We start from the raw sequence: 20,482 nt of genomic DNA on the forward strand, positions 1-20,482 counted from the left end.
ACTGCCTACCGCGTGATGACTGTCTGCACGGGAAACATCTGCAGGTCCCCGATGGCCGAGATCGTGCTCCGTGATCGTTTCGAGGCCGCGGGTCTCGGTGACTCCGTGGTCGTCGACTCCTCCGGCGTGAGCGACGAGGAGCACGGCAACCCGGTGGACCGGCGGGCCCGCACGGTCCTGGCCGAGCACGGCTACGCCACGGGTGGCGGACACCACGCGCGCCAGGTGACCGCCGCCGACGTCGCCTCGCGGGACCTGGTGCTCGCCATGACCAGCCGGCACGCGCGCAGCCTGTGGGACCTTGCCGAGCAGAGCGAGCCGGTGATCCGGATGTACCGGTCGTTCGACCCGGCAGCCCAAGAGCTCCGCGAGGACGAGCTCGACATCGCCGACCCCTGGTACGGCGGTCCGCACGACTTCGAGGTCTGCCTCGCACAGATCGAGGCGGCCGCGGACGGTGTCGTCGACTTCGTCCGGAATGAGCTCGGGGTGTCGTCCGGCGCGTGACCGGCGGACGTTTCACCCGACCACGATCGGCCGGGTGACCGTCTGCCGACTACGGTGAGGGGATGACCTCCGCGTCGTCGGACCGGCTGGTCGTCCTCACCGGGGCCGACGGCCGTCTGGGTTCCAGGCTCGCCTTCCGCGTGGCGGCGGCGGGCGGTCGGCAGCGCCTGCTGGTCAGCGGCGAGGGTACGGCGCCCCGCCTGCCCGACGGCGCCCCGCTGCCGGAGGCCGAGATCGTCGCCGTCCCGTCCGACGTCGATTCCAGGGCCCTGACCAGCGCGTTCTCTCACGCTCATGCGGTCTTCCTGGTGCCTGGCAAGGAGCGTCCGGGGCGGGTCGGCAAGCACCGCGCGGCGATCGACGCCGCGGTGCTCGCCGGGGTGCGGCACGTGGTCTACGTGTCTTCCGTGGGCGCAGGGCCGGACGCTATCTCGTCGACCGCCCGCGACGACTGGCTGACCGAGGAGTACCTGCGCGGCACGGACCTCAGGTGGACGATGCTGCGGATCGCCATGTTCCACCGCACCCTTACCCTCGCGGTCTACGACGAGTCGTACGGATCGACGCGGGACACGGTGCTCCGGGCGCCGGCTGGGGCGGGTCGGGTCGCCTCCGTGTCGCACGACGACGTGGCCGACGTCGCCACCGCGGTCCTCCTCGACGAGGACCCGAACCGCCACGCGGGCCGGATCTACCACGTGACGGGGCCGGAGGCGCTGAGCCTCGGCGAGGTGGCCGCTGTGCTGTCGAGCGCCGCGGGCCGCATGATCCGGTACGTGCCGCAGACCGTGGACCAGGCGCGTGCCCTGTTCTACCGGTCGACCGCCGCCGAGGTGGAGGACTGGATCTCGCAGTGCCAGGCGATCGAGGCGGGCGTTCTCGCGGTGGTGAGCCCGGATGTCAGGCAACTGGCGGGGCGGGAGGCGCGGTCGCTCGAGGCATGGCTCGACGACTATCCGACGGAGTGGGCGCACCTGCGATTACCGTCGGTCAGATGACGAGCCTCTCCCTGGGTGTAGAAGACGGAACGACGCCCGAGCAGGCGTGGGAACCAGACGTGCTGTCGGGCTTCGAACGTCTGACGCTGCCCCTGCAGCCGGACGAGGAAGAGCCCGAGGTCGTGGCGACGCTGGTGCGTCGCATCCGGCCGACGGCGGTCGAGCCCCCGGTGGACCCGCACGGGGACGAGCCCCGCCGGGGCATCCGCCGGGTAGGCGCCGACAACCCACAGGTGGCGCGCCTCTGGGACGAGCTGTCCGAGCTGGGGCGGAGGCTGCACCTGGGTGGCGCGGGGCGCGTACATCCGGAAGCTCCGCCAGCGACCGACGACGAGCCACCGGCCGCCGTGCCCGACGCCGGCGTGGACGTGCTGTACGTGCACGGCTGGCTCGACTACTTCTTCCAGACCCATCTCGCGGACTTCTGGGAGTCGCTCGGGGTCCGGTTCCATGCCCTCGACCTGCGGCGTTACGGGCGCAGCCTGCGTGAGGGACAGACTCCTGGGTACGTGCGCAGCCTGACCACCTACGACGAGGACATCGAGGCCGCGCTCACCGCCATGGGGCACGGCCGGGACGCGGCACCCGAGCGCAAGCTGGTGCTCATGGGCCACTCCACCGGCGGCCTCACGGTCAGCCTGTGGACGGCGCACAACCAGGAGCGGGTGGCCGGGCTCGTGCTGAACTCGCCCTGGCTGGAGTTCCAGCCCCGCGAGGCGGTGCGCAAGATCATGGAGCCCGGCATCCGGGTGCAGTCCGCACTCGTGCCGCGCAGCCAGCTCGTGAACCTGGACCGCGGTCTGTACGCCCGCGCCATCTCCGCACGGTTCGACGGGGAGTGGGACTACGACGTCGCCTGGCGACCCGACGCCGGCTGGCGCGCCACCCCGGCCTGGCTCGCCGCGATCTTCCGCGGCCAGGACCAGGTGGCGCGTGGGCTCGGCATCGAGGTGCCGGTGCTGGTGCTGCTCAGCACACGCAGCACCATCCCGACGCGGTGGAGCGAGGACATGAAGAGCACGGACTCGGTCTTGGACGTGGTCGGGATCGCCCGCCGGGTGCCCGACGTCGGCTCCCTCGTCACCCTCGTCCGCATCGCCGGCGGCCTGCACGACGTGACCCTCTCCGCGGAGCCCGTACGTGAGCAGGTCTGGCGTGAGACGGGTCGCTGGTTCCGCGGCTACGTGGTCTCCCGGGACTGACGCCGAGGCCGCCTGTCTGCTCGGTTCCGGCGGACTCTGGCGAAGCCGCAGCCATGGTGGGATCCTGGAACGAAGGTGCCCACATTCCGCCGTCGGGCACGAGGGGCGATGCGCCATGACAACGCACCAGGAGACCCACCCCCGGGCTCGCCGGGGCGGGCCGTATCTCGCTCGCAGCGAGACCGCCGCCGGGATCGCCGCGCTGATCCTCGGGATGCTCATCTCGCAGACGGCCGCCGAGGGGGTGACGATCGTCGGGTGTCTCGCCATGGCCGCCGGAGCGCTGTTCGGCAGGTTCGGCGCCCGCTGGGCGCGGATGGCCGTGGCGGCAGGGCTGGGCTTCGTGGCCGGTTCCGTGCCCTACTGGCTGGTGACCGCCGTGGTCATCGTGACCGCGTACGGCTTCTGACCGGTAGCGGGGCGGTCACCAGAACCGCCACCACGGGCGGTCCTCCGGCGTCGTCGGGCCGCGTTGCGAAGCCGGCGGCGGACCGGATGTCGCCGTCCGCCGCGCCGCGCGCCGGGCCTGCCACCGCGCGACCTCCTCGTCCACGTCCCTGGTGGGCGTGACGACGGGCGGCCCGCCCTGGAGCTGGCGCCGGGCATCGACGACGCGCGCGTTGAAGTCCGTGACGAGCTCCCGGACCCGGACCTCCATCGCCTCGAGGTCCAGCTTGTCGTCCAGCTCCGCGTCGTCCTTGCGCAGCTGGGCGGACGGCAGCAGGCCCGTGATGTTCTCGCGCTCGATCAGGCCCTTGATCCACCAGTCGGGGTCGTGCGTCCCCGTCAGGCCGGGGATCGGCTTGCCCTGCAGAGGCAGGTTGTCGAACTCGCCGCGACGCATCGCCTGGTCGACCACCACGTCGACGTAGCGGGAGCGCTCCTCGACGGTCATGCTGCCGGGCGTCTTCTTGCCTTCGTCGCCCTCGTCCGGGTCGGTGGCACCGGGAGAGCCTGCCGGTTCCTCGGCGCTCCCGGTCTCCCGGGCCACGCGGTACTGCGCGGCCCGGCGGAGAGGGTCGTTGTCTGCGTCATCGCGCGATCCCGGCGCCATGACGGCATGTTACAACTTTCACAAGCGGCCGGGAAGGGCCGCGCTCCAGCCGCCGGGCGGCTTCGTGGGCGATGATGGCCGCATGAAGGTCTCTCGCCGGTCCCACGTGCCCCCGTTCGCCGTCATGGAGGTGCTCGCCGCCGCGAACGCGCGGCGTGCCACCGGGGCGGACATGCTCAACCTCTGTGCGGGGGAGCCGTCCACCGGCGCGTCCGACGTCGTGCGGGACCGGGCCATCGCACTCCTCAAGGACGGCACCCTCGGCTACACCGAGGCCATGGGCGTCCCGGCCCTGCGCGCCGAGATCGCCGGCCACTACAAGCGCTGGTACGACGTCGATCTCGACCCCGCGCGGATCGCCGTCACCACGGGTTCGAGCGGCGGGTTCGTGCTCGCGTTCCTCGCGGCGTTCGACGTCGGCGACCGCGTGGCCCTCGCCCGGCCCGGCTACCCCGCGTACAAGAACATCCTCTCGGCGCTGGGCTGCGAGGTCGTGGAGCTCGACTGCGGCCCCGAGACCCGCTACCAGCCCACGGTGTCGCAGCTCAACGAGGCCTACTACGGCGGCGGGCTCGACGGCGTCATGGTCGCCTCGCCCGCGAACCCGACCGGCACCATGATCACGCCGGCCGAGCTGGCTGCGATCGCCGAGTGGTGCGCCGACCACGACGTGCGGCTGATCAGCGACGAGATCTACCACGGCATCGCCTACTCGGACGAGGTGGCGCAGGCGACGGCGGCGACGTTCGTCGGCCAGGGCGCGATAGTCGTGAACTCGTTCTCCAAGTACTGGGCGATGACCGGCTGGCGCCTCGGCTGGCTGGTGCTGCCCGACGAGCTGGTCGGTCCGGTCGACGCGCTCGCGGGCAACGTCGCGCTCTCTCCGCCCGCGCTCGCCCAGCAGGCCGGTATCGCCGCGTTCTCGCCCGAGGGCTACGCGGCGGCGGCCGAGAACGTGGCCCGGTACGCGGCGTCGCGCACCCTGCTCCTGGAGCGGCTGGGCGAGCTCGGCTGGCGCCCCGTCGCACCCGCTGACGGCGCGTTCTACCTGTACGGCAACGTCGCCGAGTTCGGGCTCGACTCGGTCACCTATTGCGCTCGGCTGCTGGCCGAGGCCGACGTGGCCATCACCCCGGGGACCGACTTCGACGGCGTGCGCGGCGGGGACTGGGTACGGCTGTCGTTCGCGTCGTCGCTCGACACGGTGTCGCGTGCGGTGGACCGGATCGTGGCCTGGCACAAGACGCTCTGATCAGCCGCGTCGGCGCAGCACCTCCGGCAGGACCATCCACACGAGCGCCAGCACCACGAGCACGCTCGCGCCGACGACGATGCCCTCGGTCCGCCCGACGACGACGTCGAACACCAGCAGGCTCGCACCGGTCATCACGAGGGCGAGCACGGCGAGCGCTGCCCGGGTGAGCCGGTCGGCCAGCGTGACGATGTGGCGCTTCATCTGCTGGCGGAACAGCGACCGGTGCACGCTGACCGGGGCCACGATGAGGGCTGTGGCGATCACCGAGGTCACGACCAGCGCCAGGTAGACCGTGCGCTGGTAGTCGTCGAGATCGGCGAACGCCGGCTGGAACGGGAGCGTGAGCAGAAACCCCGTGAGGATCTGCACGCCCGTCTGCATCACGCGTAGTTCCTGGAGCAGCTCGTTCCAGTTTCGATCAGCGCGTTCGTTCGGTGTTTCCTCGCGTCCGTCGGCTTCCATGACCCCATTGTCGCAACTTGTCGGGTACGTCTGAGCGGATGAAAAAGTTTCACCCGTTTACATCACTGTCTCCCGTGGCCCAACTGTTTCACCCGGGAGAACATGCGGCTGGGGCGGGACGCGTCCGCGTCCCCGGGATGAGGGGCGTGGACTGATGAGAACCAAGATGCGTGTGCCGCTGAGCATGGCGCTCGGCGTGGCACTGATGATGACTGGCGTAGCGGCATCGAGCGGGGCCGCGACACCTGACGGTGCGGCTTCGCCCGGACCTTCCGCGGGGCAGAGCCAGTCCATGACCATGCGGGTGGCGGACGTCGTCGTCACCGCCAAGATCTCCTTGCCGCCGGGTTCGGAGGTGCAGGGCTCCATCCTCGGGACGCTCAGCATCACGCACAACGGGACGTCCGCAACGATGCGGTCGGGGCGCATGACGATGGTCGACCCGGACGGCCGGAGCCTCGTGGGTGCGCAGTTCGCCGCCACGAGCACGGCGAATACCTGGACCTCCAGGGTGCCGCTCTCCGCGGACGCGAAGTCGGGCATCTATCAGGTCAGCGTGGCCGCGGAGATCGCGGTCACCACATCCAACGGTGTGGTCAACGTACCGATCAGCACCGCGAACCCGGCGCTGGTGCCGTTCCGGGCGCAGCGGAACATTCCAGCGATCTGGACGTCCCCGTCGAGCGCGCCCGCCGGCTCGACGATCTCGGTCTCGGGCGCCGCGAACATGCGGAGCCTGGGAACCGGCGACTACCAGCCGGCCGCCGGTCAGCAGGTGAAGGTGTACTTCGACCCGACCGGCGACGCGCCGGAGACGCTGCAGGCCACCCTCACCACCGACTCGCGGGGCTTCTTCACGACGCGCCGGACACCGGTCGGGTCCGGCAAGTGGCGGGCCGAGATGCCGATGACCGATGCGGGCGCGAAGACGGTGTGGACGATCACCTACTCGTCGCGGGAGCGCACCACGACGCTGCGCCAGGGTCAGGTCAGCGTCACCCAGAACGGCCACACCGCGGGTGACCACCTGATGACGCACGACGTCGTCGTCGGGCTGGCCCCGGTGCAGCGGCGGGTCGACGTCGGCAGCCTCGGCTTCACCGTCGGCGGCAGGTCGGGCTTTGTCAGCGCCGAGAGCCGTCGTGGCGAGGGCAGCTTCCCCGACGGGTACCGCGTGGAGCGCGAGATGACGCACGCCGGTGTCGGCACGAGCGCCGTGAACCTTGTCTTCAACCCGACCATGCCTGCCGGCATCTACGACATCGGCATCCGGGACGAGATGAAGGCATGTTCCGCACCGGACTGGGACGCCAACGACGCCGCCAGCGGCATCAGCAACTGCACGCATGACGTCCTGGTCCAGGACGACACCGTCACGACCATCGTGGTGAAGCGGGCGAGCACCACCACCGTCGCGGCGTCGGAGACGTCGTTCACCGGACCGAAGACCATCACCCTCAGCGGTGGGGTGCGCAAGGTGCGGCTCGTGAGCGGCGGTGGCGCCGCGGACAAGCCGGCGCCCAACACGTCGGTGAAGCTGTACTTCGACCCGGCCGGCTCGGCTGGACCGACCCTCAAGAAGACCGTCACCACGGGCGCGAACGGGACGTACTCGACGACGGCCCTGACGAGCACCTCGGGCACGTGGATCGCGAAGTACGCGGGCACCACCCTGCAGGCTCCGTCGCAGGCGACGGTGGCGATCACGGTCAACTAGAGGTCCGTCCTCGCCAGATGGTCAGGCATGGGCTCTCACGCGAGTCCGTGCCTGACCATCTGGTGGGGGCGGACCTCTTGTTGTCCGCTGCTCGCGGCCCGTGGTGTCAGTCGTAGGTGCGGAAGACGGCGTCCTCCGGGACCGTCACCGTCGGCGCTACGGGCACTGCCCGCGCTGGTGAGCCGAGTCCTTCCGGAACCGCCTGCGGTGTCGAGCTGTTGACCTCGGGCTCCAGCAGTGTTCCGACGCTCATCCTGACGCTGGTCGCGTCGGTCGCGCCGCTCCGGTAGTCCACGTCGATGCTGCTCCAGGCGATCCGCTCGCCGGCGATTCCGACCCGTTTCCCTTCCCTCAGACCGCCCTGTCCGATCTGCACCAGATCTGGACGGCCGTTGCTGCCTGACACTGCGTCGCGCAACAGGTAGGCGGCAGAGCCGGACAACCAGACAACTGCGTCGCCCGCCGCGGCAAGGCTGTCCACGCTTTCGTTCCCTAGCCGGACGGCGACAGCGTCGTCGCCAGCGGCCACGCCGTTCACCCGGGAGACGATCGCAAGGTGGTAGCCGCCGTCCAGCGCATAGGTGAGTACGTCGTCGGTGATGTCGACCTGTTGGACAAATGTCTTGCTCGGGTGCTCCAACGTCAGGACGGTCGTCTCGGTGCCGTCGTCCCCGAATGAGGTGAAGGTGGTGGTCCATAGGTCGTTGACCGGCTGGTCGAGCGTCGCCACGACGATCTCGTCATCATCGCCGCCGATAGCCGTTGCCTGCTCACCGAGGAGCCACGGCTCTCCCGACTCGAGGTCTGCCGCCCACGCGGGGATACCCCACGCGTCTGCAGTGGAGCCCGTGGACCCTGCAGGCTTGTCGTCTTGGCGCCATGCGACGCGTTGCGCTGTCACTGCCAGCACCGGGTCGTAGTCTGTCTCGATCTCGGTGATGGCACGGGCCTTGTAGTACTCGCCTGTCACTGGGTCGGTTCGTTTGCCGCCGGCCGCCAGGACAACCCGACTCGGAGGCTGGTTGGTGCTTTCTGCGGCGATCTCGAACCAGGCAGCCTCGTCATCTTGTGGGGTAAGGCCGCCGATCATGTACTCCACATCGTCCAGGGCTGCCGATACCGGACGCATCATCGGGTCCCCTGAACCATTGCTGAGCGGGTCGAGTCGGTGGAAGCGGTCACTGACCCCGTTTCCCGCCGGGGCGCTCCAAAAGGTGCCGTCCTCGGTAAGCGTCGACGGATCGAAGCCGGCGCGTGAGAACTGGCCGTCGAGTCGGATGTCGAAGCAGCTGGACATAGCTCGCGCCCTTGCCAGGTCGAACGTCACTGCAGGGCGCAGGGTCGTGCCCGACTCGACGGCGCTTCTGCGCACGGCAGGCTCCGGTGCCTCGCACCTCGATGCGTCCGCGTCCGCGATCCCGAGCAACTCTCGCACCTGCTCGCTCCCGGGAAGAGTCACATCGCCGAGTCCAGGAACGGGCACCGGCCCCGCCAGAGCAAGCGAGAAGGCGACCATGGCCACCGTCGTGCAGGCACCCACTGCCTGCCACGACCGCCGACGCCGCAGCGCGCGCCGGCTCCCGGCAAGTACTGACTGCGCGTCGAACGAGTGCTCCTTGACCGTGTCGGCACCTGCCCGGAGGCGGGCCAGGACATCGGTGTCGTGGTTGCTCATCGCGCGTCCTCCTCGAAGATGTCGCGCAGGCGGGCGATCCCGCGTGCGTTGGCGGACTTGACGGTGCCGACGGCGATACCGAGCTCTCGGGCCGTCTGTTCCTCGGAGAGGTCGAGAAGGTGGCGCAGCACCACCACCCGGCGCTGCGTGAGCGGCAGCAAGGACAGCGCGCGCATCACCTCGTCGCGCACGGCGATGCCGTCGGCGGGTCCCGCGACCGATCCGGGCGGGACGGCTTCGGCGACTACCTCGTGACGGGTCCGGCGCCAGCCGTCGATGCGCAGGTTGATCAGGATCCGTCGGGCGTAGGCGCGGGGCTCGCCGGCGCGCGCCTTGTGCCAGGACCGGTAGGAGCGTTCGAAGGTCGCCTGGACCAGCTCCTCGGCCCGGTGCGGGTCGCCGGACAGGAAGAGCGCCGTCTTGTACAGGTACGGCCCGGCGTCCTGCACGAATGCCGTGAACTCCTGGTCCTTGGTGCGGGTGATGTCGACCCGGACCAGCGGGTCGTCGCTCACCTGGGCGGACATGGTCGCGTGCTCTCCCTCGTCATGTCCCCCACCACGTGGGGGCCTGCGAGAAAGGTTCCACGTCTCAGGGACCGATCCGAACGCAGGTCAGATGCACGATGATCGGTTGACCACGCCCGCACCCGCACCCGAGGCGAGCCCCGGACGAAGGAGAACTCCGTGAGCACCGATGTCCCGCAGCCGTTCGTGCTCGACCTGGCGGACCCCGCAGCCACCGACCTCGCGACGACCGGCGGCAAGGGCTCGTCCCTGGCACGCCTGGCTGCGGCCGGCCTGCCGGTTCCCGAGGGCTTCATCGTCACCACCGACGCCTACCGTGCGGCGGTGGCAGGCGCTCCGCAGCGGGCGATCGTCGAGGCTGCGGCGCAGGTGGACCCGGACCGGCCCGAGACCCACGAGGGCGCAGCAGCCCAAATCGCCGAGGTGTTCGCGGACCTGGAGATCCCGGCGGAGGTGGCCGACGCCGTCCGAGTCGGGTACTCGAGCCTGCGCATCGAGACCCAGTGCGGCCTCGGCGCGAGCGACCTGGCCGTCGCCGTGCGCTCCTCGGCGACCGCCGAGGACCTGCCGGGCATGTCGTTCGCGGGCCAGCAGGATTCGTACCTGAACATCCGCGAGGAGGCGCTGCTGCGCGCGGTCCGGGACTGCTGGGCCTCCCTGTGGACGGCGCGCGCCATCGGCTACCGCGCCAGGCACGGCATCCCCGCCGAGGAGGTGAGCCTCGCGGTAGTGGTGCAGCAGATGGTCCTCGCCGACGCCGCGGGCGTCCTGTGCACCGTCGACCCGATGACGGGTTCGCGCGACTGGGTGGTGATCAACGCGGCGTGGGGGCTGGGGGAGGCCGTCGTCGGCGGGCAGGTCAATCCCGACACCTTCCTGGTGGCCCGCGTGGGCGGCGTCGTCAAGAGCACGGTGAGCACCAAGGAGGTGCGTACGGTGCGGACCGACGAGGGGACCCGGAACGAGCCGGTTCCGGCCGAGCTGCGTCGTCGCCCGTCACTCACCGACGTGCAGGCCGCACACCTTGCCGCGCTCGGTGCCCGCATCGAGGAGCTGTACGAGGCGCCGGTGGACGTCGAATGGGCGGTGCACGGCGGCCGGCCGTTCATCCTGCAGGCGCGGCCCGTCACGGGCGTCGCGACCGTAGAGGTCCTGGAACCCGGTCAGAACACCGGCCCCACCTGGGCGGATCCCCGGCGCGCCAGCTGATCGCCCGTGCGCTGGGGGGGTCGCACTTCCCGTACCCTCGGAGCACCGGTTCTGCGTACCTGTTCTGGAAGGAGTGTCGTGACCTCCCCAATGACTCCCAGCGAGCCACCGCTCGACGAGACACTGGAGCAAGTACTCGCAGGAGGCGCACGTCCGCCCGTCGGCCGATACCGGCTGGAGCTGGCGACCGGCCAGTGGGCGTGGTCCGACGAGGTGTACGTGATGCACGGCTTCGAGCCTGGCCAGATCGTGCCGACGACACCGCTCATGCTGTCCCACAAGCACCCCGACGACCGGGCGCGGGTCGACGGCCTGCTGCGCCGAGCCGCGGAGACCGGGCAGCCGTTCAGCTCGGTGCACCGCATCTGCGACGCCCAGGGCAACACCCGCACGCTGGCCGTCACGGGCCAGGGGCGGCGCGACCCCGCTACGGGCCGGGTGACCGAGCTGTTCGGTTACTTCATCGACGTCACCGAGTCGCACCGCGAGGCGGCGGCCCGTGACGCGACGGCCTCCATCCAGGCCTCTGCCGAGCGACGCGCGGTCATCGAGCAGGCCAAGGGTGTGCTCATGGTGATCTACGGCATCGACGAGGAGGCTGCGTTCGACCTGCTGCGGCAGGCCTCGAACCTGGCGAACATCGCGGTACGGGACATCGCCTACTCGCTGGTGCAGCTGTTCTCGGGGCCCGAGGTCACCGTGTTCCCGACCCGCGAGGCGATCGACGAGTTCCTGGAGAAGCCGGTCCCGCCGGAGGATCTCTGACGCACACCGGCCGGGGCGTCATGCCCGCGGTGCGGTAGCGGCAGCGAGCTGGTTGGGCCCAAGATCGGGACGTGCGCATAGCCACGTTCAACGTCCAGCACGGTCGCGGCCCCGACGGCCGCGTCGACAACCGCCGGCTGGCCGAGGCGGTCGCGGCGCTCGATGCCGACGTCGTCGGCCTGCAGGAGGTCGACCTGCGGCAGTTCCGGTCCGGGGGCGCGGACCAGGCACGGCTCTGCGCGGAGGCGATGGGTGCGGCCGACCACCGGTTCCAGCCGGCGCTCGCGGGACCGTTCCGCTACCCCGGTGTCCGGCGTCGTGCCCGCCGCGCGGAACGGCCGGACGTTCCCGGCTACGGCATCGCACTGCTCTCCAGGTACCTCGTGCGGAGCTGGCACACGGTGCGCCTGCCGCCTGCCACCCCGTGGGTGTGGGGCCGGGTCCAGCTCGGTACCGACGAGCCCCGGGTGGCGCTCGCCGCAGTGGTCGACGCCCCGTCGGGGCCGCTCACCGTCGTGTGCACCCACCTCAGCGTCTACCGGTTCCCGACGGTCACCTGGGTGGGCGGGATCGCACGGCGCACGGCCGGATACCGCCGCGGCACGCCCGGGGAACGGCATGCCGAACGGCAGGTCGACCACCTCCGACGTCGGCTCGCCGGGCTGCCCCGGCCGCTGGTGCTGCTGGGGGACTTCAACCTCCGCGGGTCGGTGCCGGCGGATCGCACGGGCTGGCGCCCGCTCGCGACCGACGACACCTTCCCCCGGCACGATCCCCGGTTCCAGATCGACCACGTCCTGTGGGACGGCGGCGCGGACACCGGCCCGCCCGCAGCCGTCGTTCGGGCGGTAGACACCGGGGTCTCGGACCACCGGGCGCTCCTGGTGGACCTGTCGTTCACACCGCCGGCCGGTTAGCGGTCCGTCCGGTCAGCCCACGAAGATGCAGAACGTGTGGCCGTCCGGGTCGGCGAGCGCATAGAGCGGCTCCTCGGGGTCGGCCGACCGGTCGTAGCGCAGCGTGGCGCCGAGCTCGAGGGCGCGGTCGCGCGCCTCGGTGAGAGCGGCGACGTCGGGCACGCTGGTGTCCAGGTGCAGCTGCTGTGGCACACCGGGCTCCGGCCACGTCGCCCTGGGTAGCTCATCGACCTGCTGGAACGCGAGCGGAACGCCGTCGTCGTTCTGCAGGACCAGCCAGTCGCGGCCGCTCGGGTCCGGCTCGCCGGCCGGCGGCGGCTCGTCGCCGGGGCGGTACGAGAGTCCGAACAGCTGCCGGTAGAACTCGGCGAGGGCACGGGCGTCAGTGGTGTCGAGCACCACCTGTCGGATGCGCGGCTTCATCTCGACAGCGCACCACAGGTCGCGCCACCCGCAAGCGCTGTCGGGTCGTGAGACGCCGCGAGGCCCGGCGCACACAGCGCCGGACCTCGGGGAGGGTCCCAGGAGACAGGGGCCGTCAGGCGGCCTCGGCGTACGCCCGGTGGCTGACGGCGGGCTGCGCCGCGGGCTCCCGGTCGTCTTCCGCGAGGTCCTCGACGACCGCAAGGGTCGGTGTGCTCTGGGCCTTCCGCTTCTTCGCGCGGAGCACGGTCGTCACCGCGTGCACGCCGATCACGATGACGACGATGTTCGCGGCGGCGGACGGCCAGACGCCGTTCGTCGCGGCGACCGTCAGCATGGTGACGCCGGCCAGCATGTTGGTGCCCTGGAACGCGAGAGAGTCGGCGTCCCAACGCCCGCGGCTGACCATGGCGTAGGCCACGAGGCCGGCAACTGCGCCGACCCAGCCGAGAGCGGTGGCAACCATCATGAGGGTCATGGCAATACTCCTGGTGCTTGAGATCCCACTTGAGATCGAGAGGATCGAAACGATTCGAGGGTGCGAGGAGACCGTGCGCCGGAATCCATCGGGGGGTGTGGCGTGGGGCCCGGGAGAACTGGGCACGACCGCTGCCACGACCAAGCATGAGCCAGATTTGCCTTCAGCACAATCGAACGTTCGTGACTCCGGGATGTAGCATTGCTACATGCCGACGGACCCGCGAAGACTCGCTTTTCTCCTCGCCGTGCACCGCGCGGGCGGAGTGCTCGCGGCCGCTGATCTCCTGCACGTCACGCCCTCCGCCGTCTCGCAGCAGATCTCCCGCCTGGAGGCCGAGGAGGGTATCGACGTGCTGGACCGTGGGCCTCGTGGCGTAACTCTCACACCGGCCGGGCGAGTGCTCGCCGACGCAGCGGAGAGCATCGAGGCGGAGTTGGTCCAGGCGCGCCAGGCCATCGCCGCCCTGGGTGGAGAACTCACGGGCAGGGTGTCCGTGGGGTCCATCCAGACCGCCATCCGCACGGTCGTCGCACCGATGCTCGTCTCGCTCGCCGAACGTCACCCGCACATCGAGGTCGACGTGCAGGAGTACGACCCACCGGAGGCGACCCGTCGACTGCGTGCCGGCGACCTGGACGCGATAGTCCTGGAGCGCGACGTCGACGTCGACGCCCCGGCCCCGCGCGGCGCCCATGACGTCCCGCTGCTCGACGAACCGTGGCGCATCGTCGTGCCGACCAGCCTGCCCGCGCCGGAACGCATAGACGATCTCGCCGGGCTCATGTGGGTGGGCCCGCAGGCCGGATCGGCCGCGGACCGCGCGCTCGGGCGTCTCGCCGCCCAGCTCAACACGGCCTTCGAGACCCGCCACGCGTACAACGACTTCGACACGGCGATCTCGCTCGTCGCCGCGGGCCAGGGCGTTGCAATGTTGCCCGCGCTGGCCCTGCAGCAGGAGATACCCGACAGCGTTGCCGTGGTGGCGCTCCCTGGTCTCGGCGCGCGGCGCATGGTGGTGCGGCACCGCCAGAACCGGCACGAGCCCGGACCTGCGGTGGCAGCGGTCGTGGACGAGATGGTCGCGGCGGCACGCGAGATCGACCTTGGGTAGACCGGTGGCTTGCGGCCATGCGCCGACGCGACCCTGACCAGTGTGTTCTCCACACGGTGCGTCACCATCGACGCCGTCGACCTCAACTGACGTAGGGCTCTATTGAGTTCAGGCCGTGGTCGATGCGGTGACGGAGGGCTGCGTGGATCGGGTAGTCGTCAAGGTCTGCGGGGTCGATCCACCGCACTTCTGCGGCCTCGGAGGGCTGGGGTGTGATCTGTCCGCCGATCAGGCGGGCGCGTAGGCAGATGTTGATGGGTTGACGCACCTCGTCGACCTTGTCTCCGTGCAGGTAGACGATGACGTGGTCGGGGGTGGAGAACACCCCGACCAGGCCGGTGACCTCGACCTCGAGCCCAGTCTCCTCGTGGCATTCGCGGACGCCTGCCTGTCCGACGGTCTCGCCCTTCTTGACTCCGCCGGTGGGGATGGTCCACAGGTCGTTGTCGACCCGCTTGAGCAGCAGCAGGTGCCCGTCGTCGTTGCGGACGAAGACCGAGGCGGAGGTCTTGCGGCTGGTGGGTCTTGGCGCGGTGGGGTCGTGCCAGTAGTCGATCCTGCGGGTGGCTTTGCTCATCGAGCCTCCAGCCGCGCGTCGGCGGGTCGGGCTGATGCCCAGACTCGTTCGTAGGACTCGACGTAGGTGTTGAAGTACGCGCCGTCGATCCGACGTAGATGCAGGGTCGGTGTGTAGGCGGCCAGCACGCCGTAGACGTGGGTGTTGACCATCATCTCGTCGTCGAACCGGTAGATGGAGTTGTACAGCGGAGTGTCATGGAACCGGATCTCGACCTGGTCGGGCATCTGTTGTTCGTAGTAGGCCTTCACGGCGGCGACCCGGCCGGCGACGCCGCCACCGATGCGGTACTCGGTGTCTCGGGCGGCGAGCTGTGCGCCGTTCGGGTCGCCGAGGAGGATCCGTACCCGGGCTCCCTGTTCTGCCTTGGCGGCCAGGGTGGGTATCCAGTCGGGGTGTTCCTCGGTGAGGAACAGTCCGGCGAACGCGAGCAGGTCGATGTCCCGCTCGGAGTTGCGTAGCAGCTCGGTCCACAGATGCCGGGGCACATCGCTGCGGCGGGGGTAGGTCGCGACCACTTCCGCACCGGCGAGGGAGGCGCCGTTGACGGCCTCGGGCCACAGGTAGCTCTCGTCCTCCTTGAGGACGGCGGCTACCCGGTAGCGGGTGCGCGGGTAGGGCACCGAGCCGCTGAGCCACCGCTCGACCGACTTCATGGACACCTCGGCAGCGGTGGCGAGGGACTGGATATCGAGTCCTCCGCGGTGCATCGCGCGGCGGAGTCGTTCATTGACCATCCCGACAGCGTAGACACTCCTCGACATCCCTGGACAGGCCCCTGTCGTGAAGATGTCGGTAGATGTCTCCCGGTGTCGATGTGCTGTCCGCCTCGGGACAGAAGCATTGGCAGGGCAGGACGGCGACCGTCGCCAGACCGGCGTGTGGAGAGAGCACTGACGCGTGCGACGCGTCCATCTCGATCGCCGGGTCCGCAGAGGGGGATGTGATGGGGACTGGGTTTCAGCGCAGCGAGATGCTGTGTGCTTCTGATCGGCCGAAGTCCGGCATGGATGTTGCTTCGGACGCAGCCCGATTGATCCCGCCCAACCAGTCACAACCCCTGATCCGACGCCTGATTGCCCTCGACGTCGACGGCACGCTCCTGGGCCAGGGCTTGAAGATCCCTACCGGGACCGTCGACGCCCTGGACATGGTCCGGGCAGCCGGGCACGAGGTGGTTCTCGCGACGGGCAGATCCTTGGTTGGTCTCATGCCCGTGGCAACCCGGCTCGGCTTGGTCGAGGGGTACGCCGTGTCCTCCAACGGATCCTTGACCGTCCGCCTGGATCCCGCCGTCCCGGCGGGGTACGTGATCGAGGACGCCCGCCGATTCGACCCCGGCCCCGTTGTCCACCGCGCCCTGGCCTTGGAACCGCGGGCCCACGTTGGCGTTGAGGACGTCGGCTGGGGCTGGGCTGTCAACCAGGTGTTCCCCGATGGGCTGCTCAACGGCGAACAGAAGCAGACACTTGTCACCGACTTGTGTGCTGCTCCCGCGACCAGGGTCGCGGTGCACGCTCCAGGCATCGACCGCCACCTCGACGCGCTCCGGGCGACCGGCGTGACGGTCACCCCAGCCGGTCCTGGATGGGCGGACGTCACCGGCGCTGGGACCAGCAAAGCCACCGCCCTGGAACGGCTGCGCACCGGCCTCGGTATCCCGCCCGAGGCCACGGTCGCGGTGGGCGACGGCGCCAACGACGTCGACATGTTTCGCTGGGCCGCCCGCGCCGTCGCGATGGGACACGCCGAGCAGAACGTGCGTGATGCGGCCGACGAGATCACCGGCACGATCGCCCAGCACGGCGTCATCGCCGTCCTGGACTCCCTGCTCCCCGCGAACGTGGACACAACCGCGTTGTCCCGGTTGGCGGCTCAGCTCGCCACCGCCGTCCACACCGCACCCGGATCCGGTGTTGCGCTGCGGGTCTGGCACGGGACCAGGACCGGCCTCATGCGCTGCGAGACCTGGACCTTCCGGAACGGGACATGGCTTCGGCATGCGCCGGTACCCGCCGGGACCGGAGCCACCATGCGCGGTGTAGAGAACGCCGCGAGAGAGGCCGGCTTGATCTACCCGCGTGGTGACGAGGGCCGTCGTCGGGCACAGTGGAGAGCTAGCTTCACCGAAGCCGGCCCTGCCGGATTCGAGCTACCGCTGACATCAGCCTGACGGTTCGCCTGCGAGTCACGCTTCCCGCCCGGACGACGCTCCGCAGGTCTCCAGGGCAGTCGCCACGCCGCTACGATGAGCCCACAACTGAAGATCTTCAACGGTCCCGAGGCTCGACGAGCTCGACCACCAGGACCGTGCCGCCAGAACCGTGACGGGAGAGTCCGGCCGGGTGCGCCCCTCCGCCGTCCGGCAAGGGGCCTCCGGGGAACCGGCGCCGAAGGAGCAATTTCCTCCCCGGGAATCTCTCAGGCCCCCGTACCGCCACGGTGAGGCAACTCTGGAAAGCGAGCCGCTCCGCCGTCAGGCAGAGGGGCTCCACCGACGGTGCAAGCCGGCGCGTCCCGCCCTCCTCCCGGATTCCGGGCGGAGCACGACGGACCGGCAAAACTCTCAGGTAGACGCGCGCCCGGGTGGGCAGGGTGTCGGATGACAGAGCGGGGAGGGACCGCAGTCGTCCCCACGCCCTCGGACAGCCAGGAGCCCGCCGTGAGCACGCCTTACCACCCCGACGTCTTTGCCGACCGGCATCTCGGCCCCCGCGGCCGTGAGGTCAGCACCATGCTGGACCAGCTGGGCATCGACACCATGGACACCCTCGTCGACCGGGCAGTGCCCAAGGCGATCCGCAGCCAGGTGCCGCTGAACCTGCCGGCCGCCCGCACGGAGCCCGAGGTGCTCGCCCACCTGCGTGAGCTCGCCGGCAAGAACCAGGTGAAGACCCAGATGATCGGCCAGGGCTTCTACGGGACGCACACGCCCGCCGTCATCCGCCGCAACGTGCTCGAGTCGCCCGCCTGGTACACGGCCTACACGCCGTACCAGCCGGAGATCAGCCAGGGCCGGCTCGAGGCGCTCCTCAACTTCCAGACCGCCGTCGAGGACCTGACCGGGCTCGAGATCGCGAACGCCTCCCTGCTCGACGAGGCCAGCGCCGTCGCCGAGGCAGTCGCGCTGATATGGCGCGCGTCGCGGGCCAAGGAGGGCTACGTGGTCCTCGACGCCGACCTGTTCGGGCAGTCGCTCGCGGTGGCCAGGGGTCGCGCCGAGGCGATCGGCCTCCCGGTAGTGGTGGCCGACCTCACCGACGGCCTGCACGCCGGACTTCCGGCCGAGCTGCCTGCCGGCCAGATGGTGGGCCTCGTGGTCCAGCAGGCCGGTGCATCGGGCCGCGTGCTGGACGCGCGTGGCGTGATCACCGAGGCCAAGGCGGCCGGCGCGCTCGTGACGGTCGCGACCGACCTGCTCGCCCTCACACTCTTGGTCAGCCCGGGCGAGCTCGGCGCCGACATCTCGGTCGGTTCGGCGCAGCGCTTCGGCGTCCCCCTCTTCTACGGCGGCCCGCACGCCGCCTACATGGCGGTCAAGAAGGGGCTGGAACGCCAGCTCCCCGGTCGCCTCGTCGGCGTCTCGATCGATGTCGACGGCGCCCCCGGCTACCGACTCGCCCTGGCCACCCGCGAGCAGCACATCCGCCGCGAGAAGGCCACGAGCAACATCTGCACGGCGCAGGCCCTCCTGGCCATCGTGGCCAGCATGTACGCGGTCTACCACGGCCCGGACGGCCTCAAGGCGATAGCGACCCGCGTCCACCAGCACGCGGCCACCCTGGCGGAAGCCCTGCGGTCAGCGGGCGTCGAGATCGAGCACGACACCTTCTTCGACACGGTCCGCGCGATCGTCCCGGGCAGGGCCCAGGAGCTCGCGCGCGCGGCAGCCGAGGCGGGCTACAACCTCTTCGTCCCGGACGAGAACCACCTCCAGATCACCACGGACGAGACGACGACCACTCAGGACGTCGCCGCCGTGGCGCAGCTGCTGGGCGGGGTCTCGACAGGCTCGGCCACCGGTGCAGACCTCCCCGCGGACGTGACCCGGACGACCACGTTCCTCCAGCACCCGATCTTCCACACACACCGCTCCGAGACCAGCATGCTCCGGTACCTGCGCAAGCTCTCCGACAAGGACCTGGCGCTGGACCGCACGATGATCCCGCTGGGCTCCTGCACCATGAAGCTCAACGCCACCGCCGAGATGGAGGCCATCTCCTGGCCCGGCTTCGCGGACATCCACCCGTACGCCCCCGTCGACCAGACGCAGGGGTACGAGGAGCTCGTCCACGCGCTGGAGCAGCAGCTCGCCGAGATCACCGGCTACGCGGCCGTCTCCCTCCAGCCCAACGCGGGCAGCCAGGGCGAGTTCGCGGGCCTGCTCGCGATCAAGGGCTACCACGCGTCGCGCGGCGAGGAAGCACGCGACATCGTGCTGATCCCGGCGTCGGCCCACGGCACGAACGCGGCCTCCGCGGCGCTCGCCGGCCTGCGGGTCGTGGTGGTGTCGACGGCGGACGACGGCGAGATCCTGCTCGACGACCTGCGCGCCAAGCTGGACCAGCACGGCCCTCAGGTGGCGGGCATCATGATCACGTACCCCTCCACGCACGGCGTGTACGAGGAGCACGTGCGCGAGGTCTGCGACCTGGTGCACGACGCCGGCGGCCAGGTGTACATCGACGGCGCCAACCTCAACGCGCTGGTGGGGCTCGCCCGGCCGGGCGAGTTCGGCGGCGACGTCTCGCACCTGAACCTGCACAAGACGTTCTGCATTCCGCACGGCGGTGGCGGTCCGGGCGTGGGCCCGGTGGCGGTCGCGGAGCACCTGGTGCCGTTCCTTCCCGGCGACCCGACGCCGGGGGTCTCGACGAGCTCGTCCAACGGCGGTGTGACCGGCATCCCCGTGGCCTCGACGCGATACGGCTCCGCCGGCATCCTCCCGATCTCGTACGCCTACGTCGCGCTCATGGGGCCGGACGGGCTGACCGAGGCGACCAAGGCCGCCGTCCTCACCGCCAACTACGTGGCGAGCCGCCTGAACCCGTACTTCCCCGTGCTGTACACGGGCCCGAACGGGCTGGTGGCGCACGAGTGCATCCTCGACCTGCGCAAGATCACCGCCGAGACCGGCGTGACCGCGGAGGACGTCTCGAAGCGCCTCATGGACTACGGCTTCCACGCCCCCACACTGGCGTTCCCGGTGCCCGGCACGCTGATGGTGGAGCCGACGGAGTCGGAGGACCTGGCGGAGCTGGACCGCTTCATCGCCGCGATGATCGCCATCCGCGGTGAGATCGACGCCGTCGCGGCGGGCCGGTGGAGCGCCGAGGACTCGCCGCTGCGCGGGGCGCCGCACACCGCGGCGTCGCTCATGACCGACGCGTGGGACAAGCAGTACTCGCGTGAGCTCGCGGCATTCCCCGTGGCGAGCCTGCGGGCCGGGAAGTACTGGCCGCCGGTGCGCCGCATCGACGGTGCCAAGGGCGACCGCAACCTGGTCTGCTCGTGCCCGCCGGTCGAGGCGTACGCCGAGTGACCTGTCAGACGACCCCGCACGTGTCAGACACAGAGGTCACCCGAGTGACCTGTACGTCTG

At 70.4% G+C, this 20,482-nt stretch carries 20 protein-coding genes and 1 riboswitch; of the genes, 12 read left to right on the plus strand and 8 right to left on the minus strand.

The window, feature by feature from the left end:
- The first annotated feature begins 15 nt into the window (after positions 1 to 15).
- The 4 genes from ACQEVI_RS11620 to ACQEVI_RS11635 all read left to right on the plus strand — a co-directional run bounded on the left by ACQEVI_RS11620 (position 16) and on the right by ACQEVI_RS11635 (position 3,116).
- Complete coding sequence (locus tag ACQEVI_RS11620; protein WP_432905905.1) at positions 16 to 507, plus strand: low molecular weight protein-tyrosine-phosphatase; 492 nt, start codon at positions 16 to 18, stop codon at positions 505 to 507.
- A 62-nt stretch (positions 508 to 569) separates the two neighbouring features.
- A complete protein-coding gene (locus tag ACQEVI_RS11625; protein ID WP_432898508.1) occupies positions 570 to 1,505 on the plus strand; it encodes an NAD(P)H-binding protein in 936 nt (311 codons plus the stop codon).
- Positions 1,502 to 2,707, plus strand: coding sequence for an alpha/beta hydrolase (locus ACQEVI_RS11630; protein ID WP_432898511.1), 1,206 nt, complete (start codon positions 1,502 to 1,504; stop codon positions 2,705 to 2,707). The genes ACQEVI_RS11625 and ACQEVI_RS11630 overlap by 4 nt, the downstream gene beginning before the upstream one ends.
- Before the next feature lie 115 nt (positions 2,708 to 2,822).
- On the plus strand, positions 2,823 to 3,116 hold the full coding sequence (locus ACQEVI_RS11635) for a hypothetical protein (RefSeq protein WP_432898513.1): 294 nt from the start codon (positions 2,823 to 2,825) through the stop codon (positions 3,114 to 3,116).
- 15 nt (positions 3,117 to 3,131) lie between these two features.
- Here ACQEVI_RS11635 and ACQEVI_RS11640 read toward each other — a convergent pair whose 3' ends face one another.
- Positions 3,132 to 3,761, minus strand: a complete 630-nt coding sequence (locus ACQEVI_RS11640; protein WP_432898516.1) for a DUF1992 domain-containing protein — start codon at positions 3,759 to 3,761, stop codon at positions 3,132 to 3,134.
- Positions 3,762 to 3,843: 82 nt separating this feature from the next.
- Here ACQEVI_RS11640 and ACQEVI_RS11645 point away from each other — a divergent pair, with 82 nt between their 5' ends.
- Complete coding sequence (locus tag ACQEVI_RS11645; protein WP_432898519.1) at positions 3,844 to 5,013, plus strand: pyridoxal phosphate-dependent aminotransferase; 1,170 nt, start codon at positions 3,844 to 3,846, stop codon at positions 5,011 to 5,013.
- On the opposite strand, the gene ACQEVI_RS11650 is transcribed toward ACQEVI_RS11645, so the two are convergent.
- Positions 5,014 to 5,478: a DUF6328 family protein gene (locus ACQEVI_RS11650; RefSeq protein ID WP_432898522.1), complete on the minus strand. Its 465-nt coding sequence runs from the start codon at positions 5,476 to 5,478 to the stop codon at positions 5,014 to 5,016.
- 154 nt (positions 5,479 to 5,632) lie between these two features.
- Between ACQEVI_RS11650 and ACQEVI_RS11655 the strand changes: the two genes are divergently transcribed.
- Positions 5,633 to 7,195, plus strand: a complete 1,563-nt coding sequence (locus tag ACQEVI_RS11655) for a hypothetical protein (RefSeq protein ID WP_432898524.1) — start codon at positions 5,633 to 5,635, stop codon at positions 7,193 to 7,195.
- Positions 7,196 to 7,301: 106 nt separating this feature from the next.
- On the opposite strand, the gene ACQEVI_RS11660 is transcribed toward ACQEVI_RS11655, so the two are convergent.
- Positions 7,302 to 8,870, minus strand: coding sequence for a hypothetical protein (locus tag ACQEVI_RS11660; RefSeq protein WP_432898527.1), 1,569 nt, complete (start codon positions 8,868 to 8,870; stop codon positions 7,302 to 7,304).
- The gene (locus ACQEVI_RS11665) at positions 8,867 to 9,397 is read right to left on the minus strand and encodes a SigE family RNA polymerase sigma factor (protein WP_432898530.1); all 531 of its coding nucleotides are present in this window, start codon (positions 9,395 to 9,397) and stop codon (positions 8,867 to 8,869) included. Before ACQEVI_RS11665 ends, ACQEVI_RS11660 begins: the two co-directional genes overlap by 4 nt.
- A gap of 159 nt (positions 9,398 to 9,556) precedes the next feature.
- On the opposite strand from ACQEVI_RS11665, the gene ACQEVI_RS11670 reads away from it, so the two are divergent.
- From ACQEVI_RS11670 to ACQEVI_RS11680, 3 genes are all read left to right on the plus strand, one after another.
- The gene (locus ACQEVI_RS11670) at positions 9,557 to 10,606 is read left to right on the plus strand and encodes a PEP/pyruvate-binding domain-containing protein (protein WP_432898533.1); all 1,050 of its coding nucleotides are present in this window, start codon (positions 9,557 to 9,559) and stop codon (positions 10,604 to 10,606) included.
- A gap of 78 nt (positions 10,607 to 10,684) precedes the next feature.
- On the plus strand, positions 10,685 to 11,371 hold the full coding sequence (locus ACQEVI_RS11675) for a PAS and ANTAR domain-containing protein (RefSeq protein ID WP_432898536.1): 687 nt from the start codon (positions 10,685 to 10,687) through the stop codon (positions 11,369 to 11,371).
- A gap of 71 nt (positions 11,372 to 11,442) precedes the next feature.
- Positions 11,443 to 12,288: an endonuclease/exonuclease/phosphatase family protein gene (locus ACQEVI_RS11680; RefSeq protein WP_432898539.1), complete on the plus strand. Its 846-nt coding sequence runs from the start codon at positions 11,443 to 11,445 to the stop codon at positions 12,286 to 12,288.
- Positions 12,289 to 12,300: 12 nt separating this feature from the next.
- Here the strand turns inward: ACQEVI_RS11680 and ACQEVI_RS11685 are convergent, their stop codons facing one another.
- Together ACQEVI_RS11685 and ACQEVI_RS11690 are read right to left on the minus strand one after the other, a co-directional pair.
- A complete protein-coding gene (locus ACQEVI_RS11685) occupies positions 12,301 to 12,711 on the minus strand; it encodes a VOC family protein (RefSeq protein WP_432898542.1) in 411 nt (136 codons plus the stop codon).
- A 115-nt stretch (positions 12,712 to 12,826) separates the two neighbouring features.
- Positions 12,827 to 13,189, minus strand: a complete 363-nt coding sequence (locus ACQEVI_RS11690) for a CBU_0592 family membrane protein (RefSeq protein ID WP_432898544.1) — start codon at positions 13,187 to 13,189, stop codon at positions 12,827 to 12,829.
- A 208-nt stretch (positions 13,190 to 13,397) separates the two neighbouring features.
- Here ACQEVI_RS11690 and ACQEVI_RS11695 point away from each other — a divergent pair, with 208 nt between their 5' ends.
- A complete protein-coding gene (locus tag ACQEVI_RS11695; protein WP_432898546.1) occupies positions 13,398 to 14,303 on the plus strand; it encodes a LysR family transcriptional regulator in 906 nt (301 codons plus the stop codon).
- An 82-nt stretch (positions 14,304 to 14,385) separates the two neighbouring features.
- On the opposite strand, the gene ACQEVI_RS11700 is transcribed toward ACQEVI_RS11695, so the two are convergent.
- Complete coding sequence (locus tag ACQEVI_RS11700) at positions 14,386 to 14,880, minus strand: NUDIX domain-containing protein (RefSeq protein ID WP_432898549.1); 495 nt, start codon at positions 14,878 to 14,880, stop codon at positions 14,386 to 14,388.
- Positions 14,877 to 15,617 carry a hypothetical protein gene (locus tag ACQEVI_RS11705; protein ID WP_432898551.1) on the minus strand — a complete coding sequence of 247 codons (741 nt, stop codon included), beginning with the start codon at positions 15,615 to 15,617 and terminating at the stop codon, positions 14,877 to 14,879. The genes ACQEVI_RS11700 and ACQEVI_RS11705 overlap by 4 nt, the downstream gene beginning before the upstream one ends.
- 269 nt (positions 15,618 to 15,886) lie before the next feature.
- On the opposite strand from ACQEVI_RS11705, the gene ACQEVI_RS11710 reads away from it, so the two are divergent.
- Together ACQEVI_RS11710 and gcvP are read left to right on the plus strand one after the other, a co-directional pair.
- Positions 15,887 to 17,053 carry an HAD family hydrolase gene (locus ACQEVI_RS11710; RefSeq protein WP_432898554.1) on the plus strand — a complete coding sequence of 389 codons (1,167 nt, stop codon included), beginning with the start codon at positions 15,887 to 15,889 and terminating at the stop codon, positions 17,051 to 17,053.
- A gap of 145 nt (positions 17,054 to 17,198) precedes the next feature.
- Positions 17,199 to 17,327: riboswitch (glycine riboswitch) on the plus strand.
- 155 nt (positions 17,328 to 17,482) lie between these two features.
- A complete protein-coding gene (gene gcvP / locus ACQEVI_RS11715; protein WP_432898557.1) occupies positions 17,483 to 20,422 on the plus strand; it encodes an aminomethyl-transferring glycine dehydrogenase in 2,940 nt (979 codons plus the stop codon).
- Positions 20,423 to 20,482: the final 60 nt, after the last annotated feature.

It is taken from the genome of Promicromonospora sp. CA-289599 (genome assembly GCF_050936155.1).
Taxonomy (GTDB): Bacteria; Actinomycetota; Actinomycetes; order Actinomycetales; family Cellulomonadaceae; genus Promicromonospora.

Bases quoted from the DNA above. Each gene is read 5' to 3' on its own strand.
- ACQEVI_RS11620 (WP_432905905.1), top strand. From the start codon at position 16: ATGACTGTCTGCACGGGAAACATCTGCAGGTCCCCGATGGCCGAGATC.
- ACQEVI_RS11625 (WP_432898508.1), top strand. From the start codon at position 570: ATGACCTCCGCGTCGTCGGACCGGCTGGTCGTCCTCACCGGGGCCGAC.
- ACQEVI_RS11630 (WP_432898511.1), top strand. From the start codon at position 1,502: ATGACGAGCCTCTCCCTGGGTGTAGAAGACGGAACGACGCCCGAGCAG.
- ACQEVI_RS11635 (WP_432898513.1), top strand. From the start codon at position 2,823: ATGACAACGCACCAGGAGACCCACCCCCGGGCTCGCCGGGGCGGGCCG.
- ACQEVI_RS11640 (WP_432898516.1), bottom strand. From the start codon at position 3,761: ATGGCGCCGGGATCGCGCGATGACGCAGACAACGACCCTCTCCGCCGG.
- ACQEVI_RS11645 (WP_432898519.1), top strand. From the start codon at position 3,844: ATGAAGGTCTCTCGCCGGTCCCACGTGCCCCCGTTCGCCGTCATGGAG.
- ACQEVI_RS11650 (WP_432898522.1), bottom strand. From the start codon at position 5,478: ATGGAAGCCGACGGACGCGAGGAAACACCGAACGAACGCGCTGATCGA.
- ACQEVI_RS11655 (WP_432898524.1), top strand. From the start codon at position 5,633: ATGAGAACCAAGATGCGTGTGCCGCTGAGCATGGCGCTCGGCGTGGCA.
- ACQEVI_RS11660 (WP_432898527.1), bottom strand. From the start codon at position 8,870: ATGAGCAACCACGACACCGATGTCCTGGCCCGCCTCCGGGCAGGTGCC.
- ACQEVI_RS11665 (WP_432898530.1), bottom strand. From the start codon at position 9,397: ATGTCCGCCCAGGTGAGCGACGACCCGCTGGTCCGGGTCGACATCACC.
- ACQEVI_RS11685 (WP_432898542.1), bottom strand. From the start codon at position 12,711: ATGAAGCCGCGCATCCGACAGGTGGTGCTCGACACCACTGACGCCCGT.
- ACQEVI_RS11690 (WP_432898544.1), bottom strand. From the start codon at position 13,189: ATGACCCTCATGATGGTTGCCACCGCTCTCGGCTGGGTCGGCGCAGTT.
- ACQEVI_RS11695 (WP_432898546.1), top strand. From the start codon at position 13,398: ATGCCGACGGACCCGCGAAGACTCGCTTTTCTCCTCGCCGTGCACCGC.
- ACQEVI_RS11700 (WP_432898549.1), bottom strand. From the start codon at position 14,880: ATGAGCAAAGCCACCCGCAGGATCGACTACTGGCACGACCCCACCGCG.
- ACQEVI_RS11705 (WP_432898551.1), bottom strand. From the start codon at position 15,617: ATGGTCAATGAACGACTCCGCCGCGCGATGCACCGCGGAGGACTCGAT.
- ACQEVI_RS11710 (WP_432898554.1), top strand. From the start codon at position 15,887: ATGGATGTTGCTTCGGACGCAGCCCGATTGATCCCGCCCAACCAGTCA.
- gcvP (WP_432898557.1), top strand. From the start codon at position 17,483: ATGACAGAGCGGGGAGGGACCGCAGTCGTCCCCACGCCCTCGGACAGC.